Origin of the sequence: Flavobacterium sp. GP15 (genome assembly GCF_014281985.1) — a bacterium.
Lineage (GTDB): Bacteria > Bacteroidota > Bacteroidia > Flavobacteriales > Flavobacteriaceae > Flavobacterium > Flavobacterium pygoscelis.
Window position 1 is genome coordinate 186,320 of sequence record NZ_JACFTC010000005.1, and the last position, 13,681, is coordinate 200,000.

Annotated in this window: 14 protein-coding genes; 2 read left to right on the forward strand and 12 right to left on the reverse strand. The window is 30.7% G+C overall.

Translation table 11 applies throughout. From position 1 onward, the window contains the following. Positions 1-54 precede the first annotated feature (54 nt). Complete coding sequence (locus H2650_RS11930) at positions 55-2,388, reverse strand: ATP-dependent helicase (RefSeq protein ID WP_188051040.1); 2,334 nt, start codon at positions 2,386-2,388, stop codon at positions 55-57. A gap of 117 nt (positions 2,389-2,505) precedes the next feature. Then, on the reverse strand, positions 2,506-3,273 hold the full coding sequence (locus tag H2650_RS11935) for a TSUP family transporter (RefSeq protein WP_188051041.1): 768 nt from the start codon (positions 3,271-3,273) through the stop codon (positions 2,506-2,508). A 129-nt stretch (positions 3,274-3,402) separates the two neighbouring features. Between H2650_RS11935 and H2650_RS11940 the strand changes: the two genes are divergently transcribed. Beyond that, positions 3,403-3,924: a hypothetical protein gene (locus tag H2650_RS11940; RefSeq protein ID WP_188051042.1), complete on the forward strand. Its 522-nt coding sequence runs from the start codon at positions 3,403-3,405 to the stop codon at positions 3,922-3,924. Positions 3,925-3,952: 28 nt separating this feature from the next. Here the strand turns inward: H2650_RS11940 and H2650_RS15930 are convergent, their stop codons facing one another. From H2650_RS15930 to H2650_RS11955, 4 genes are all read right to left on the reverse strand, one after another. Further along, on the reverse strand, positions 3,953-4,204 hold the full coding sequence (locus H2650_RS15930) for a hypothetical protein (RefSeq protein ID WP_255462894.1): 252 nt from the start codon (positions 4,202-4,204) through the stop codon (positions 3,953-3,955). Continuing rightward, entirely contained in the window at positions 4,165-5,082 is a 918-nt protein-coding gene (locus H2650_RS11945; RefSeq protein WP_255462895.1) for a class A beta-lactamase-related serine hydrolase, read from the reverse strand. Before H2650_RS11945 ends, H2650_RS15930 begins: the two co-directional genes overlap by 40 nt. A 67-nt stretch (positions 5,083-5,149) precedes the next feature. After that, positions 5,150-6,049 (reverse strand): patatin family protein, encoded by a 900-nt coding sequence (locus tag H2650_RS11950; protein ID WP_188051043.1) that lies wholly within the window; start codon positions 6,047-6,049, stop codon positions 5,150-5,152. Positions 6,050-6,081: 32 nt separating this feature from the next. Beyond that, the gene (locus tag H2650_RS11955) at positions 6,082-8,145 is read right to left on the reverse strand and encodes a M1 family metallopeptidase (protein WP_188051044.1); all 2,064 of its coding nucleotides are present in this window, start codon (positions 8,143-8,145) and stop codon (positions 6,082-6,084) included. Between the two features lie 101 nt (positions 8,146-8,246). Between H2650_RS11955 and H2650_RS11960 the strand changes: the two genes are divergently transcribed. Beyond that, positions 8,247-8,984, forward strand: a complete 738-nt coding sequence (locus tag H2650_RS11960) for a diphthine--ammonia ligase (RefSeq protein ID WP_188051045.1) — start codon at positions 8,247-8,249, stop codon at positions 8,982-8,984. 135 nt (positions 8,985-9,119) lie between these two features. Here H2650_RS11960 and H2650_RS11965 read toward each other — a convergent pair whose 3' ends face one another. From H2650_RS11965 to H2650_RS11990, 6 genes are all read right to left on the reverse strand, one after another. Next, a complete protein-coding gene (locus tag H2650_RS11965; protein ID WP_188051046.1) occupies positions 9,120-9,665 on the reverse strand; it encodes a DUF1697 domain-containing protein in 546 nt (181 codons plus the stop codon). A 119-nt stretch (positions 9,666-9,784) separates the two neighbouring features. Further along, a complete protein-coding gene (gene bla, locus H2650_RS11970; RefSeq protein ID WP_188051047.1) occupies positions 9,785-10,522 on the reverse strand; it encodes a BlaB/IND/MUS family subclass B1 metallo-beta-lactamase in 738 nt (245 codons plus the stop codon). 2 nt (positions 10,523-10,524) lie between these two features. Further along, on the reverse strand, positions 10,525-11,568 hold the full coding sequence (locus H2650_RS11975) for a serine hydrolase (RefSeq protein WP_188051048.1): 1,044 nt from the start codon (positions 11,566-11,568) through the stop codon (positions 10,525-10,527). 575 nt (positions 11,569-12,143) lie between these two features. After that, the gene (locus H2650_RS11980) at positions 12,144-12,779 is read right to left on the reverse strand and encodes a nitroreductase family protein (RefSeq protein WP_188051049.1); all 636 of its coding nucleotides are present in this window, start codon (positions 12,777-12,779) and stop codon (positions 12,144-12,146) included. Positions 12,780-12,807: 28 nt separating this feature from the next. Further along, positions 12,808-13,230 (reverse strand): organic hydroperoxide resistance protein, encoded by a 423-nt coding sequence (locus H2650_RS11985; RefSeq protein ID WP_188051050.1) that lies wholly within the window; start codon positions 13,228-13,230, stop codon positions 12,808-12,810. Between the two features lie 2 nt (positions 13,231-13,232). Next, a complete protein-coding gene (locus H2650_RS11990) occupies positions 13,233-13,652 on the reverse strand; it encodes a MarR family winged helix-turn-helix transcriptional regulator (RefSeq protein ID WP_188051051.1) in 420 nt (139 codons plus the stop codon). Positions 13,653-13,681: the final 29 nt, after the last annotated feature.

A 13,681-nucleotide genomic window follows, 5' to 3' on the forward strand; every position in this document is an offset into this window, starting at 1 on the left:
ACCATTCAAATTATTCTATTTAAGAAGCTTGAGAGGTTATAACAAAACTGATTTTTATCCAATAATATCTAACTTTGCAAAACGCAACAACAATTTTTTGATACCTCCCACTTCAAATTTAATTTCTGCTTTTTTATCTGCTCCTACTCCTTCCAAATTCACAACTTGGCCTTTGCCAAATCGCTCGTGCATAACAATATTACCTGCAACCAATTTATTGTCAAATAAATTAGCACTTCCAGCTGCAGCATTACTTGAAACAGGCTTTAACTTGCGTACATTTATTTCTGATTTTTGCTCAATACTTGTAGGTGCCTTTGGTGGTGTCCCTCCGATTGGTTTTGCTAAACGCAATTTAGACTTATCTACGTCTCCAAAAATATCACTATCAATCATGGGCTTGTATCGATAATTATTTTCAGGAGGCGTCATGTATTCTAAATATTGACTGTCAATTTCTTCGATAAAACGAGACGGTTCACTATCCGTTAGTTTTCCCCAGCGGTAACGCGATTGTGAATAGGTTAAATACGCTTGATGTTCAGCACGAGTCAATGCCACGTAAAATAATCTACGCTCTTCTTCTAATTCGCTTCTTGTACTCATACTCATTGCACTAGGAAACAAATCTTCCTCCATACCTACAACAAAAACATGAGGAAATTCTAAACCTTTAGCCAAGTGAATAGTCATTAATGCCACACGATCTTCATCGCTAGTATCTTTATCTAAATCAGTAGCTAAAGCCACATCTTCCATAAACTCTGACAAGGCTCCTCTTGCACCATCCACTTCGATTTGACCTTCTGTAAAGTCCTTAATTCCATTTAGTAATTCTTCAATATTTTGAATTTTTGCCATTCCCTCAGGAGTTGCATCCTTTTTTAATTCTTGAACCAAACCTGTCTTCTTAGCTACATGATCGGCTAGATAAAAAGCATCTTGATTTTCATTAATGGCCTGAAAACTCTGAATCATAGTTACAAAATCCAATAATTTTTGCTTGGTTCCTGAGTTTAATTTTAAATCAATTCGTTCGATATTTTGCATTACTTCAAACATAGATCGTTTGTAGTGATTGGCGGCAATGGTCAATTTTTCGATCGTTGTATTTCCAATTCCACGTGCTGGATAATTGATCACACGCATTAAAGCTTCCTCATCTTTCGGATTAATGACTAGCCTTAAATAGCACAAGACATCTTTTACTTCTTTTCTTTGATAAAAAGAAAGTCCACCGTAAATTCGATAAGGAATATCTCTTTTCCTTAAGGCATCTTCCATAGCTCGCGATTGAGCATTGGTACGATATAAAATAGCAAAAGCACCATTATGCAATTGATTTTGCATTTTTTGTTCCCAAATGGTGCTGGCTACAAAACGTCCTTCTTCATTATCGGTTAAACTGCGATGAACTTTTATTTTTGGTCCAAAATCATTGGCTGTCCAAACAATTTTATCCAATTTGACTTTATTTTTATCAATAATTGTATTAGCTGCTTCTACTATATTTTTTGTAGAACGATAATTTTGTTCTAATCTATAGGTTTGTACGCCTTCATAATCTTTTTGGAAATTCAATATGTTATTAATATTGGCGCCACGAAAAGCATAAATACTTTGCGCATCATCTCCTACCACGCATATATTCTGAAATTTATCAGATAAAGCACGAACTATAAGGTATTGAGAATGATTTGTATCTTGGTACTCATCAACTAAAATATAGCGGAAACGGTTTTGATATTTGGCTAAAACTTCTGGAAATCGAGTTAACAATTCGTTCGTTTTCAATAATAAATCATCAAAATCCATAGCGCCCGATTTAAAACAGCGGTCTACATAATTTTGATAAATTTCACCCATGCGAGGTTTTTTAGACATCGCATCGGCTTCTTGCAATTCTGGATCGTTAAAATAAGCCTTTACAGTAATCAAACTATTTTTAAAATTAGAGATTCTGCTTAAAACTTGTTTGGGTTTATACACATCTCTATCCAGCTGCATTTCTTTGATAATACCAGAAATAGCACGCAGAGAATCTTGTGAATCATAGATAGTAAAATTGGAAGGATAGCCTAAATGTTCTGCTTCTGAACGAAGTATTCGGGCAAAAACAGAGTGAAATGTACCCATCCACAAATTTTTAGCCTCGCTTGCACCAACAATATCAGAGATACGCTTTTTCATTTCTCGTGCCGCCTTATTGGTAAATGTTAGCGATAAAATACTAAAAGCATCTATGCCTTGATGCATTAAATAAGCAATTCTAATTGTCAACACTCGAGTTTTTCCAGAACCTGCTCCTGCAATAATTATCATAGGACCGTCTTTTTGTAAAACGGGTTCACGTTGTGCTTCGTTAAGTTGATCGATATATTTATGCATGTGGAATTTTAATTTTGTTATACAAAAATAGCGATTTTGATTGAGGTTTTAAGTATCAAAAAGGAACAATGACTCCTTACAAAATTTCACTACTTTAAAAGAAATATTTCTTACTAATTATTTAAAAAAGACATCGTAGGCAAAACGAATTAAAGTACCAATTACAACCACTAAAAAGAAAATTCGGATAAAACTGTTGCCTTTGTTTATAGCTAATTTTGCTCCAATCCAACCTCCTACTGCATTACTTGCTGCCATGGGTAAAGCAATAGACCAAATAATTTTTCCTTTTAAGATAAAAAGACAAATAGAACCAAAATTGGTCGATAAATTAACCATTTTAGCATTTGCTGAAGCATTTAAAAAGTCAAATCCCATGATGGCGATAAAAGCAACTACAAGAAAACTACCCGTTCCTGGGCCAATAAAACCATCATACAAACCAACTATAAAACTAATTGCGACTGCATTAAAGATTTGTGTTCTAGGCGTGTGATGCTTTTCTACATGTTGACCAAAGTTCTTTTTTGCATAAGTATAAATCACCAAAAATGACAGCACAATTAATAGTAATGGTTTCATGAAATCATTGCTCACATACGTTAATAAAGTAGATCCTAAAAATGCTGATGGAAATGCTAAAATCATCATAATACTCAGTAATTTCCAATTCATATCGACCTTTTTCAAATATTGATAAGCAGCAACTGAAGTTCCGCTAAAAGCCGGAATTTTTAAAGTTCCAATTACAGTAGATACAGGAAGATTAGGCAATAAAATTAATCCCATTGGAGTTTGTATGAGTCCGCCTCCGCCAACAATCGCATCTATAAAACCAGCAGCAAAAGCGGCTAAACACAGTAAAACCAATACGTAAGTTTCCATTTAGATAGTAAATATTATTATTTTTTAATACAAAACGTAAAATTACTATTCGAATTCATTTATTGCTAATTAAATCAACTTGATTTATAATCTAAAAAGTATATTTTTGCTCCTTAAAATTATAAAAGCATGGATTCTACAAAAATCATTGAAATAATCGCCTATTCTTTACCATCAATAATAACAGGTGCTGTAGCCTATTTTTTATTAAATTCATATTTTAAAGAACAACAAAACACCAAACGATGGCTGCTACAAAAAGACAATCAACCATCAATTTTACCGCTAAGATTACAAGCTTATGAAAGGTTAACTTTACTTATGGAACGCGTAAACCCTTCTCAATTAATGGTCAGAATCAATCCAATTTCTGAAGATAAAACAGATTATCAAAATTTTGTTATAGCACAAATTGAACAAGAATTTGAGCATAATTTATCCCAACAGATTTATGTATCTGAAGAATGTTGGTCTATTGTAATTACAGCAAAAAATGCCACAATACAAATGATTCGGTTGACTACAAAAAATGAAAAAGTAACAAATGCAGATACTTTAAGAGAAATGGTTATTGGTGATCTAATGGAAAAACATGCTCCAAGTACTACAGCACTATCATTCTTAAAAAATGAAGTAAGTCAACTTTGGTAAATATTAGAAAATCATTTAATTATAAAAATTAATGTTTATTTATAGCATACAATTGGCGGCCTAACTCAGCTAAAAAAGGCAAACTAATACTATCATATTCATAAATATTATCATTATAAATACCATTTTTATTGGCTAAAATTGTGGCAGATAACATGAATTCGACCTTGTTTTCTGGATCTGTAATATAAGCACAATCAATCATAGTTCCATAGGCATTGCCTACTTTATTATAAATTTTTATTGAGGAAGGAATATCTTCTTTTGTATCACCAAACATAAAAATTTGCAATATCCATCAAAGAATTCATTAGGATCAAATCCTGCATTTTTTGGCAAATTTTGCATGGAATAAAGAATAAATTGCCTGTCTTTTTCAGATATTATAAAGCGTTCCTCTTTTTTAAATACTTCTGGAAAAACAATTCTTTTTAACGTATTATGTAAAGTTTCTAATGGGTAATAGTTTTTTTTAGAAAAATCAAAAGGTTCGTTTATTAGTTTATTTTTAGAATCTCGATATGCGTTTCCTTTCTGAATGCCATTTAGAGATAGCACTTCAGGAATTTGATTCCGTTTTGAAGGAATGTTGACTAATGTATTATCCGATTTATATAGTGTTATTGCAGGAAACTCAGGATTAGTAGCATCTGTACCAGAAAGCCGATGGCTAAGAATAAATGGGTATAATCCTTTTTCTTTCAATTTTAAATTTACATAATCAAAACCTAGAAAATCAAGCAGATTGGTACTTGCCACATTATCACTCACTGCAAAAACTTTCGTTATCTCTTCAGAAAATTGTAATTTTTCAGCACTTCCTTCAATAGTATAAGTTGTATTAAGATCAGTATTTGGAATTGTATTCAGTTTTTCTAAAGCTAATACGGCAATAGGAAATTTGACAGTACTAGCCGGATAAAAATAATTTTTGGAATTTAAATTATAGCTAAAATCCTTAAAAGAAACTTTACCTTCTTTATCCCTCAAAATTTCGGTATAAATAATCTGAATTTCATGTGGTTCTGGATTATTCATAACAGTTTTTATTTTTGGATTTTCAGATGCTAATGCAATTTGCAAAGCGTTTTTCTTGGTAGAACAACTGCTTACTAAAAGTATAAAAACATAAGAAATATATTTTTTTATTGAAAACATAATAGATTAATTTAATTAAAATTATCTCTTTACATAAAATATTAAATCCTAATTGATGTAAATATTATTATCTATTATCGCTCATTAATTGCGACTTGTTTTGTGCGTATTCATACCCTTGATTCCACCACTCTTTCATAACTTTTTTATTAAAAATAAGCGCATTGTTGGTTAGTTTAATGGGAGTATAATATAAATTAAGTTTTACATTATTATTGTTTGCCATCAGTTTTCCTATTGCTATATCATGTTTTTCTACTTGGTCTAAAGCAATTCTAAATAAGTCGATCATCAATGAAAACGGATTTTTACCAACAATTGCTTTTTCTAAATTAATTTCAGTTTCTAGAATTACTACATCAATTTCTGTAGCACCGCGATTAATAGCTTCTCGAATAGGTACTAAACTTGAAAAACCACCATCTCCATATTCATCATTATTCTTAGTAACCAAACTCATAAAAGGAATGTAATTGCTAGAAATCCAAACCCATTCACAAAACTCCTCATAAGTACATTCCTGAATTGATTTGTATTCCGCAGCATTTTTAGAAAGATTAGTAACAGTTATTACAACATCTGTTTTCAAAAGCTTTAATTCGTTAAAATCTGAAACACTGAAATTTTTCTTTATATAACCCAACAACCTCTTGCTTTCACCAAAGGTTCGCTTCCCCTTAAGATATTGCCAAATGACATTAAAATGATTGATGGTAACAATGTCTTTGCCCTTTTTTCTTTTTATTACAAATGGATTTACATTAAAGATTTTCTTCATATCAACATTGGTATAAATCCGATGAATTTTATCAATATTTCCCAATGCTAAGTGCGGAATTAGTAAACTTCCAGTAGACGTTCCTATAAAAATATCATATTTATTTTTTTCTATTTCTAATAAATATTGCGCCACTCCACCTGCAAATGCACCTTTACTTCCGCCTCCTGAAATCACTAATGCTCTCATAAATTAAATTTTATAACCAATCCTATTTGTTACTACTCAATTAACAATCTTTTCAACTGAAATTGTTCACTTTCGTTTAAATTGGGTAAAATTCTTTCAAAAGAGAGCCTCATTTCTTTATTTTTTAATAATTTTCTAATAGTATCACGTCCAAATTTAGAAAATTGCCACATGTGATGTGTGGTTGCATTTACTAAATTTTGCAAAACGGTATCATTTACTAAATTGAAAGCGATCAGATTTTGTAATGCATTTTGTCGAGTAGTAGCCTCAAAGTTCAGAGATGAATATCCTATTAATTCCTTAATTAATTCTTCTTTATTTGAAAGATAATTTGGAGTTGTTAAGGCCAAAGACAACCACAAATTTCTTAAATTGTAATTATTAAATCCAACCCAATCTTTTGATAGATCTAAATATTTAAAACGCTGTTCCGGAAAATTATTCCATAATCTGAATAATGCAATTTCCTGAGTTTGATAGGATTTATCAGTTAGTAAACTTTCATATTCTTGTCTGAAATCTTCTGGAATTTTATTTAAATTAACCGCTACTGCTTGACGAATTTGTACAATATTAGACTGTAAAGCCAACTGAAGCAATTGCTTTTTAGCATCAAAATTTTCATTTTTAATTTGGTTTAAAATAGCTTCTTTTACTGCAAAATAAACGTCCGATTGCATAACTTGAACAAAGAAATCATTTTTTTCTGCTAGAGATTTACTTCTTAACTGATCGACTTGTAAAAATAATTTAGCTGCCTTATTTTTTTCTAATAAAGCATTGGCTTCAAGCGTATTAAAAGTACTTGATTCAAGCCAAACTTTACTAAAATTATTTAAATCAAAAGACGATACTTTTTTTATTTCAGCAAAAAAATCTTCCGTATTTACAGATTTAAAAGAATGCTTTTTCAAATAGGCTTTAACAGCTTTTTTAAAGTTTTTTTCACCGATGGATTCTTTCAAAACAAATAATGCCCAAGCGCCCTTTTCATAGAAAGTTAAGGAACTTGCTTTGGCATTCAAAACTGGAATGGTATCGGTACGAGAAGCAAATTTAAGTTGTTGAGCAGATTCGTATAATTTGCAATAAAAATAATCATCGCCATAAACTTCTTTCTCTGCTAATAAAGCATAATAAGTTGCAAAACCTTCTTGTAGCCAATGTTGCTTACTACTTTCTGCCGTAACCAAATCACCAAACCATTGATGTGCCAATTCATGCCCATTTACATTGGTGTAACTTCTGTCTTCAAAACCTATCGAATCGACTACATAGCGCGTCGAAAACAAAGTAGCTGATGTATTTTCCATTCCTGCATATAAAAAATCTCGAACCGGAGTCTGCTTGTAAATTTTCCAAGGATACTTTACTCCTATTTCTTTTTCAAGGAAATCAAACATCGTTTTAGAATGACGATAAGTAGGTTCAATTTTAGATTTATCTGCAGGTTCGTAGTACATTTCTAAAGGTATTCCAGAATTAGAAAATTGTATTTGTTTTTCATATTTTCCGATAGCCAGCATCAACAAATAAGAACTCATTGGTTTTTGCATTCGATATTTCCAAATAGTATTTCCCATTGATTTCGCCCTAGTTTCTAATTCTCCATTAGAAATCACTTGAAAATCATTTCTAAATACAATATTCAAATTAAAAATCACTTTTTCATTCACATCATCAAAACTAGGAAACCAATGACTGGTATACTTTCCTTGACCTTGTGTCCAAATTTGCAGATTGTCTTTATCTGTCGATCCAACAAAATAGAGCGTTTGCTTTGGCATTGCCGAATACGTAAAATTTAAGCTATTTTTTCCTTTTTTAAATGGGAAAATAATTTGTAATTCCTTTTGAGTATTTCTAAAATTAACTTCTTTTCCATTGAGTTTTAAATTAGAAAAAGTCATGTTTTGTGCATCAATTTTAATAGTATCAATTGTTTTTAATACTACAAAATCATATTGCACTTCCCCTAAAACAATTCTCTCTGTTGGATTTATGTGAATTTTTCCTAAAACCGATTTAAAATCAACAAATTGAGTTTGTTGCGAAAAAATAAAAGAAGTGAAGAGAAGAAAAAAGTATTTCATAAAGGTAATTTTATACTAAAAAATCAAAGTTACAATGATTTAATTAAATAATAAATGGAATAACGTAAGTTTACCAATCAAAAAACCACAATACATTTATATTGAAAACAAAAGCTGTATTTAATTGGAGTAGCGGAAAAGATTCTGCTTTAGCATTGTACAAAGTACTACAAAATTCTGAATTTGAAATCACTTGTTTACTCACAAGTGTCAACCAAGAGTTTCAGCGTATTTCTATGCATGGTGTGCGTGTTGAACTGCTAAAACAACAAGCAGAAAGTCTAGAATTACCGCTAGAAATTATGCAAATTCCAGAAATGCCGACAATGGAAGTGTATGAAAATGTAATGACTGAAACATTAACCAAGTTAAAAAACCAAGGGGTCACACATTCCATTTTTGGAGATATTTTGTTAGAAGATTTACGCAAATACAGAGAAGATCAGTTAGCCAAAATAGGTTTTGAGGCTGTTTTTCCGCTTTGGCAAATTCCTACAACCACCTTAATTCAAGAATTTATTGCATTAAATTTTAAAACTATTGTTGTTTGTGTGAACGAACGTTATTTAGATAAAAGTTTTGTGGGTCGTGTGATTGATCAGGATTTCATTAATGATTTACCAGAAAATTTAGATGTCTGTGGCGAAAATGGAGAGTTTCATACCTTTACTTTTGATGGACCTATTTTTTCTAAACCAATTAATTTTGAGATCGGAGAAATCGTATATCGTAAATATGAAAAACCAAAACAACAAGATTCTTCAAATACAGCTTGCGATACCAATACATCTGATGCTTTTGATTATGGATTTTGGTATTGTGATTTACTTCCAAAATAAGTTTAAATTATGCGGTGTCAATAATTTTAAAACTTTTCGTTACTACTTTTTCACGCTTGTAGCTTACCAACTTTCTAGAGCAAAGTAATTGATGCACTTCCATTGTGAAAAAGTATCATAAAAGAAAAAGAATTTTTATCTCTCCTCATACATTTTAAGCAACTGCGTAACCGTATTCCAATTTCGAATAGTAGCGATTACATTTAACTTTTTCTCGATGTATTTCTGATCAAAACGTGTTTTACCTGCTCCAACAGCATATTTAATGAAAATTTTATTGCCATCAATACTGGCTTCATCGGGTTTAAATTGACTAATTCTCAAATCATTTATACTAGTACTAGACAAAGTAGTCGAAATAAAAGCCACATATAATTTTTTAGAATCTAAATCTTTCTCTTTCAAGAAAAGATTATTTTTAAAACAAGCTTCCAAATCTTCTTTACCAATAACAACAACTGGCACTTCATGACCGAAAATTTTGAAAATTTCTTGCTTTATTTTAAATCCAACTGCGGCAGAATTTTCTTCTTCTGTATCTACAAAAACATTTCCAGACTGAATATAGGTAACTACATTCTGAAAACCTATAGCTTCTAAAGTTGTTTTTAATGCTTCCATTTTTATCATACTGTGACCAGAAACATTGATACCACGAAGTAAAGCCAGATGAGTTTTCATTTTATAAATTTTATTGCTGCAAAGATATTGTGTTTCTTGGCAAAATACTAAGCAATTCTAAGTGCTATTTTAATATTTATTTAGAATTCTCTTGTTTTAAAAAATAGGAATTATGAAATCTATTTACTTTTGTTGTTATACAGTTTTAACAAATCTAAGGTATGATCTAAAACTCTTAAACTTGTCCAATCATGGTGCCCGGTGATAATGTAGTTCGGATTTTGAAATTTCGACTGTACCTTGCGAATCGTTTTGGGCCATTCTTTAATATTAGCTTCGCCTACATATTCTAAATCGGGAGCGTCAATACTTTTGACTAAGCACCCACCGTACAAAATTTTCTCTTTATTAAACCAAATCACAATGTTGTCCTTTGTATGTCCTGCACCAGCAAAATAGGTTTCGAAACTTGTATCACCAACATTAAAAATGGTGTCTTTACTCATTAAAAATTGAGCTCTCGGTTGCTTTTTCTTTATTGAAATCTTATCAGTTAATTTGGTTGTGTAAGTTTTAATTCCGTTTTGTTTATAAAAATCAAATCCAGAAGTTCTGTCTTCATGAGAATGTGTTGCAATTGCCAGAATTACTTTTTTATGATGTCGCAATTCAATACTGTCCAACAACGATTGATATGGAAAATCATCCCAAGGAGAATCAAAAATAACGACACCTTTGGAAGTCACTACGTACATTGCATTTGCATCTTGTTTCTTTGTTCCAAACATTTTATAACTACTATACACATAAAAATTAGGAGTAATTTGTGTTATTTTAAGTTCATTTTTGATGGTTTGTCCAATTGCAATTGTACTTAAAAGCAAAAAAATAATAAGTTTACTAATTTTTATTTTCATATTTATTTAGAATTCTCTTGTTTTAAAATAATGTTTTTTATTTCATTTCCGAAATAATATGCCAATTCAATTTTATCATTCATTTGATTCTCTAATACAATCACGCTAATTTTACTTTTAGGAAAATAAACATTTAAAGAAGCAAAACCATCACCTAAACCTGTGTGACCTATATATTTTGTTTTGCCATTATTGTTAATACGGATCCCATAACCATAGCCACATTTTTCTTTTCCAAAGGAATCGTGCTGAGCTAAAACTGTTTCAGATACCATCAAATTATAGGTTTCTGGCTTTAGAATTTTTCCTTTATGCAAATTAGAATTCCAAATGACTAAATCGCTTGCAGTAGTAATTATACCATCCGCTGGTGTTGAATCAGTTGTAATTTGTGAAGTTTCTACAGCTTTAAAAACACCTTCCTTATTGGTATAACCGTTAACAATTGCTCTTTTATTATCTTTTGAATAAGCAAAAGTATGTTTCATTTTTAATGACGCAAAAAGGGAATCTGCCATTTGATTGTATGTCTTTTTACTAGAAAATTCGATGATTTTACCTAAAAGCACATTAGAAATATTCCCATATTTAAAATTAGTTCCTGGTTTAAATAATAATGGTTTATCTAAAGCCAAAATACCATGGGTATGATTTAATAATTGATGAACCGTAACCGAATCTGCCCAAGATTCCGTCAAAAAAGGTAAGTATTTTTTTATGGGTGATTGTAAATCAATTTTTCCTTTATCTACTTCTCGTAACAACAATGCAGCTGTAATTTGTTTCGAATTAGACATAATTTCAAAATAATCTTGTGCTTGAAAAGGTGTTTTTTTTTCGAAATTAGCAAAACCATAAGCTTTTGTATATTTTGCAACGCCATTCTCTGCAATCACAATTACTCCATTAAACTTTCGAATGTTAGTCGTTTTAATTAAGCTGTCAATGGATGAAATATAATCGTTAGTTTTTTGAGCAAAGGAATTACTGTTTACAAACAATAGTGCTGCATAAATAAAGTAAATGGTCTGTTTTTTAATTTTCATCTTCTATTTCTGAATTATTTTAATTGTAGTAAAGTATTCTTATTCATTTGGTTGATCCTCTTTTCTACTATCCAAATAAGATTTCATAAATACTACGGCAATTACCAATCTAAAAATACGATAGGCCCAAATATTCGTTTCCCAAAATAGTATTTTATGAGTTGTTTCTGTATTAAATAACGAAAAAATAAAAGAGATTAGAAATAGAATAGCTAGAATTAAATAGATTTTTTTCGAAACTTTCATAAAAGAGTAATGTTATAAATTTAGTATTTTGGAATTATTGAAATTTTATCGGTATTTCTATAATTCATTATTTTAGATAATAATTGAGTAAAATTATTTTAAATATTCTAACTAAAAAAATTTTAACGAAAATTTTCTTAATTATATATCATAACAATTCCGAAGTTCTTTTATATATCATAATTTTTATGAAAATCAATTAGGCTAATTGCAATACTTCATAACTATTAGGACAGAAAATAAAAAAAGCCTAAACCAAAACTGTGTTTGATCTAGGCTTTTTGAAGTAGGATATAACAAAATTAAAATGTTATATTAATATTTAAAGATTATTTGAACTCTATTAAAAAATCTTCTTTTGGTGTTCTTACTTTTTTCATAGGAGCAATCCAATCCAATGGTGTATTGGCATAACCTACATACATTAAAGAAACACTTTTTAATCCTAATTTTTCTAATTCTAATATTTCATCAATCACATTGTTATCAAATCCCTCTACAGGTGTACTATCTACTTTTAATTCTGCAGCTTGAGCCAAAGCAAGTCCCAAAGCAATATAGGTTTGTCTTGCAATGTGAGCAAAATTTTCTTCAGCAGGTTGATTTAGATAGATTTTTTTCAACATATCAGTATAACTACCAAAACGACCTCTTTCTAGACCACGCTCATCTGTTGTGTAATCATAAACATTATCAATGCGATCTTCGGTATATCGGTCCCAAGCAGCGAAAATCACTACATGAGAACAATCTCTCATACATTCTGGATTTAAAGCGCCTTTTACTAATTTCTCTTTTAATTCTTGATTTTCAACTACAAGTACTTTAAAAGGTTGTAAACCTGAAGAAGTGGGAGCCAAACGGGCCGCTTCTACAATTTTATCAATATTTTCTTTACTTACTTTTTTAGTTGCATCGTATGCTTTTACAGCATGTCTCCAATTTAAATCTTCTAATAAAGCCATTTTTTATCTATCTTTTTATATAATTATATTAATTGTTTGAAACCGTCAATTCTACTGGCATGTTTCCTCTCGTAGCATTAGAATAGGGACAAACTTGATGTGCTTTTTCGATCAAAGATTGTGCAACCTCAATAGTTACTCCAGGAATATTAGCATGTAGTTCAGCTGCTAATCCGAATCCTCCAGCATCATTTTGTCCGATACTCACTTTTGCTGTTACCGTTGTTTCGCCCGTTTGGATATTTTCTTTTTTTATAACCAAATTCAAAGCACTATCAAAACAAGCAGAATAGCCTGCTGCAAATAGCATTTCTGGATTTGCATAATCTTCATTAGCTCCGCCTAGAGCTTTTGGATGTCTCACTTCAATAGCTAAAACTCCATTTTCGCTCCTTACTTGGCCGTTTCTACCTCCTGTTGTGGTAGCTTTTGTGGTGTACATTGTTTTCATGCTTATTTATCTAATATTTTAGTAATTATATTTTTTAAAACTGCTAATTCCTCTACTGTTACATTCATAGATTGCATTAACTTTTCGGGAATACAAGTTGCTTTTTCTTTAAGCAATTTACCTTTTTTGGTCAATGTGATATTGACAATTCTCTGATCAACTGTGCTTCTAATTCGGGTTATAAATGCCTTGTGTTCCATTCGTTTTAATAATGGAGTAAGTGTACCACTGTCTAGTTTTAGCTTTTCGCCAAGCTGATTCACTGTTTGAGTTTCCTGCTCCCACAAAACAAGCATTACTAGGTATTGCGGATAGGTTAATTCTAGTTCCTCTAAAAAAGGTCGATACTGATTGATTATTTCCTTTGCAAACAAATAAACTGGAAAACAAACTTGCTCGCTAATATTAAGTTGATTTGTCATGGATTCAATTTGGAGTGACAAAGGTAAAT

Coding starts and splice junctions, on each gene's coding strand:
- H2650_RS11980 (WP_188051049.1), bottom strand. CDS start 12,779: ATGGCTTTATTAGAAGATTTAAATTGGAGACATGCTGTAAAAGCATAC.
- H2650_RS11955 (WP_188051044.1), bottom strand. CDS start 8,145: ATGAAATACTTTTTTCTTCTCTTCACTTCTTTTATTTTTTCGCAACAA.
- H2650_RS11965 (WP_188051046.1), bottom strand. CDS start 9,665: ATGAAAACTCATCTGGCTTTACTTCGTGGTATCAATGTTTCTGGTCAC.
- H2650_RS11975 (WP_188051048.1), bottom strand. CDS start 11,568: ATGAAAATTAAAAAACAGACCATTTACTTTATTTATGCAGCACTATTG.
- H2650_RS11950 (WP_188051043.1), bottom strand. CDS start 6,049: ATGAGAGCATTAGTGATTTCAGGAGGCGGAAGTAAAGGTGCATTTGCA.
- bla (WP_188051047.1), bottom strand. CDS start 10,522: ATGAAAATAAAAATTAGTAAACTTATTATTTTTTTGCTTTTAAGTACA.
- H2650_RS11990 (WP_188051051.1), bottom strand. CDS start 13,652: ATGACAAATCAACTTAATATTAGCGAGCAAGTTTGTTTTCCAGTTTAT.
- H2650_RS11940 (WP_188051042.1), top strand. CDS start 3,403: ATGGATTCTACAAAAATCATTGAAATAATCGCCTATTCTTTACCATCA.
- H2650_RS15930 (WP_255462894.1), bottom strand. CDS start 4,204: ATGTTTGGTGATACAAAAGAAGATATTCCTTCCTCAATAAAAATTTAT.
- H2650_RS11945 (WP_255462895.1), bottom strand. CDS start 5,082: ATGTTTTCAATAAAAAAATATATTTCTTATGTTTTTATACTTTTAGTA.
- H2650_RS11935 (WP_188051041.1), bottom strand. CDS start 3,273: ATGGAAACTTACGTATTGGTTTTACTGTGTTTAGCCGCTTTTGCTGCT.
- H2650_RS11930 (WP_188051040.1), bottom strand. CDS start 2,388: ATGCATAAATATATCGATCAACTTAACGAAGCACAACGTGAACCCGTT.
- H2650_RS11985 (WP_188051050.1), bottom strand. CDS start 13,230: ATGAAAACAATGTACACCACAAAAGCTACCACAACAGGAGGTAGAAAC.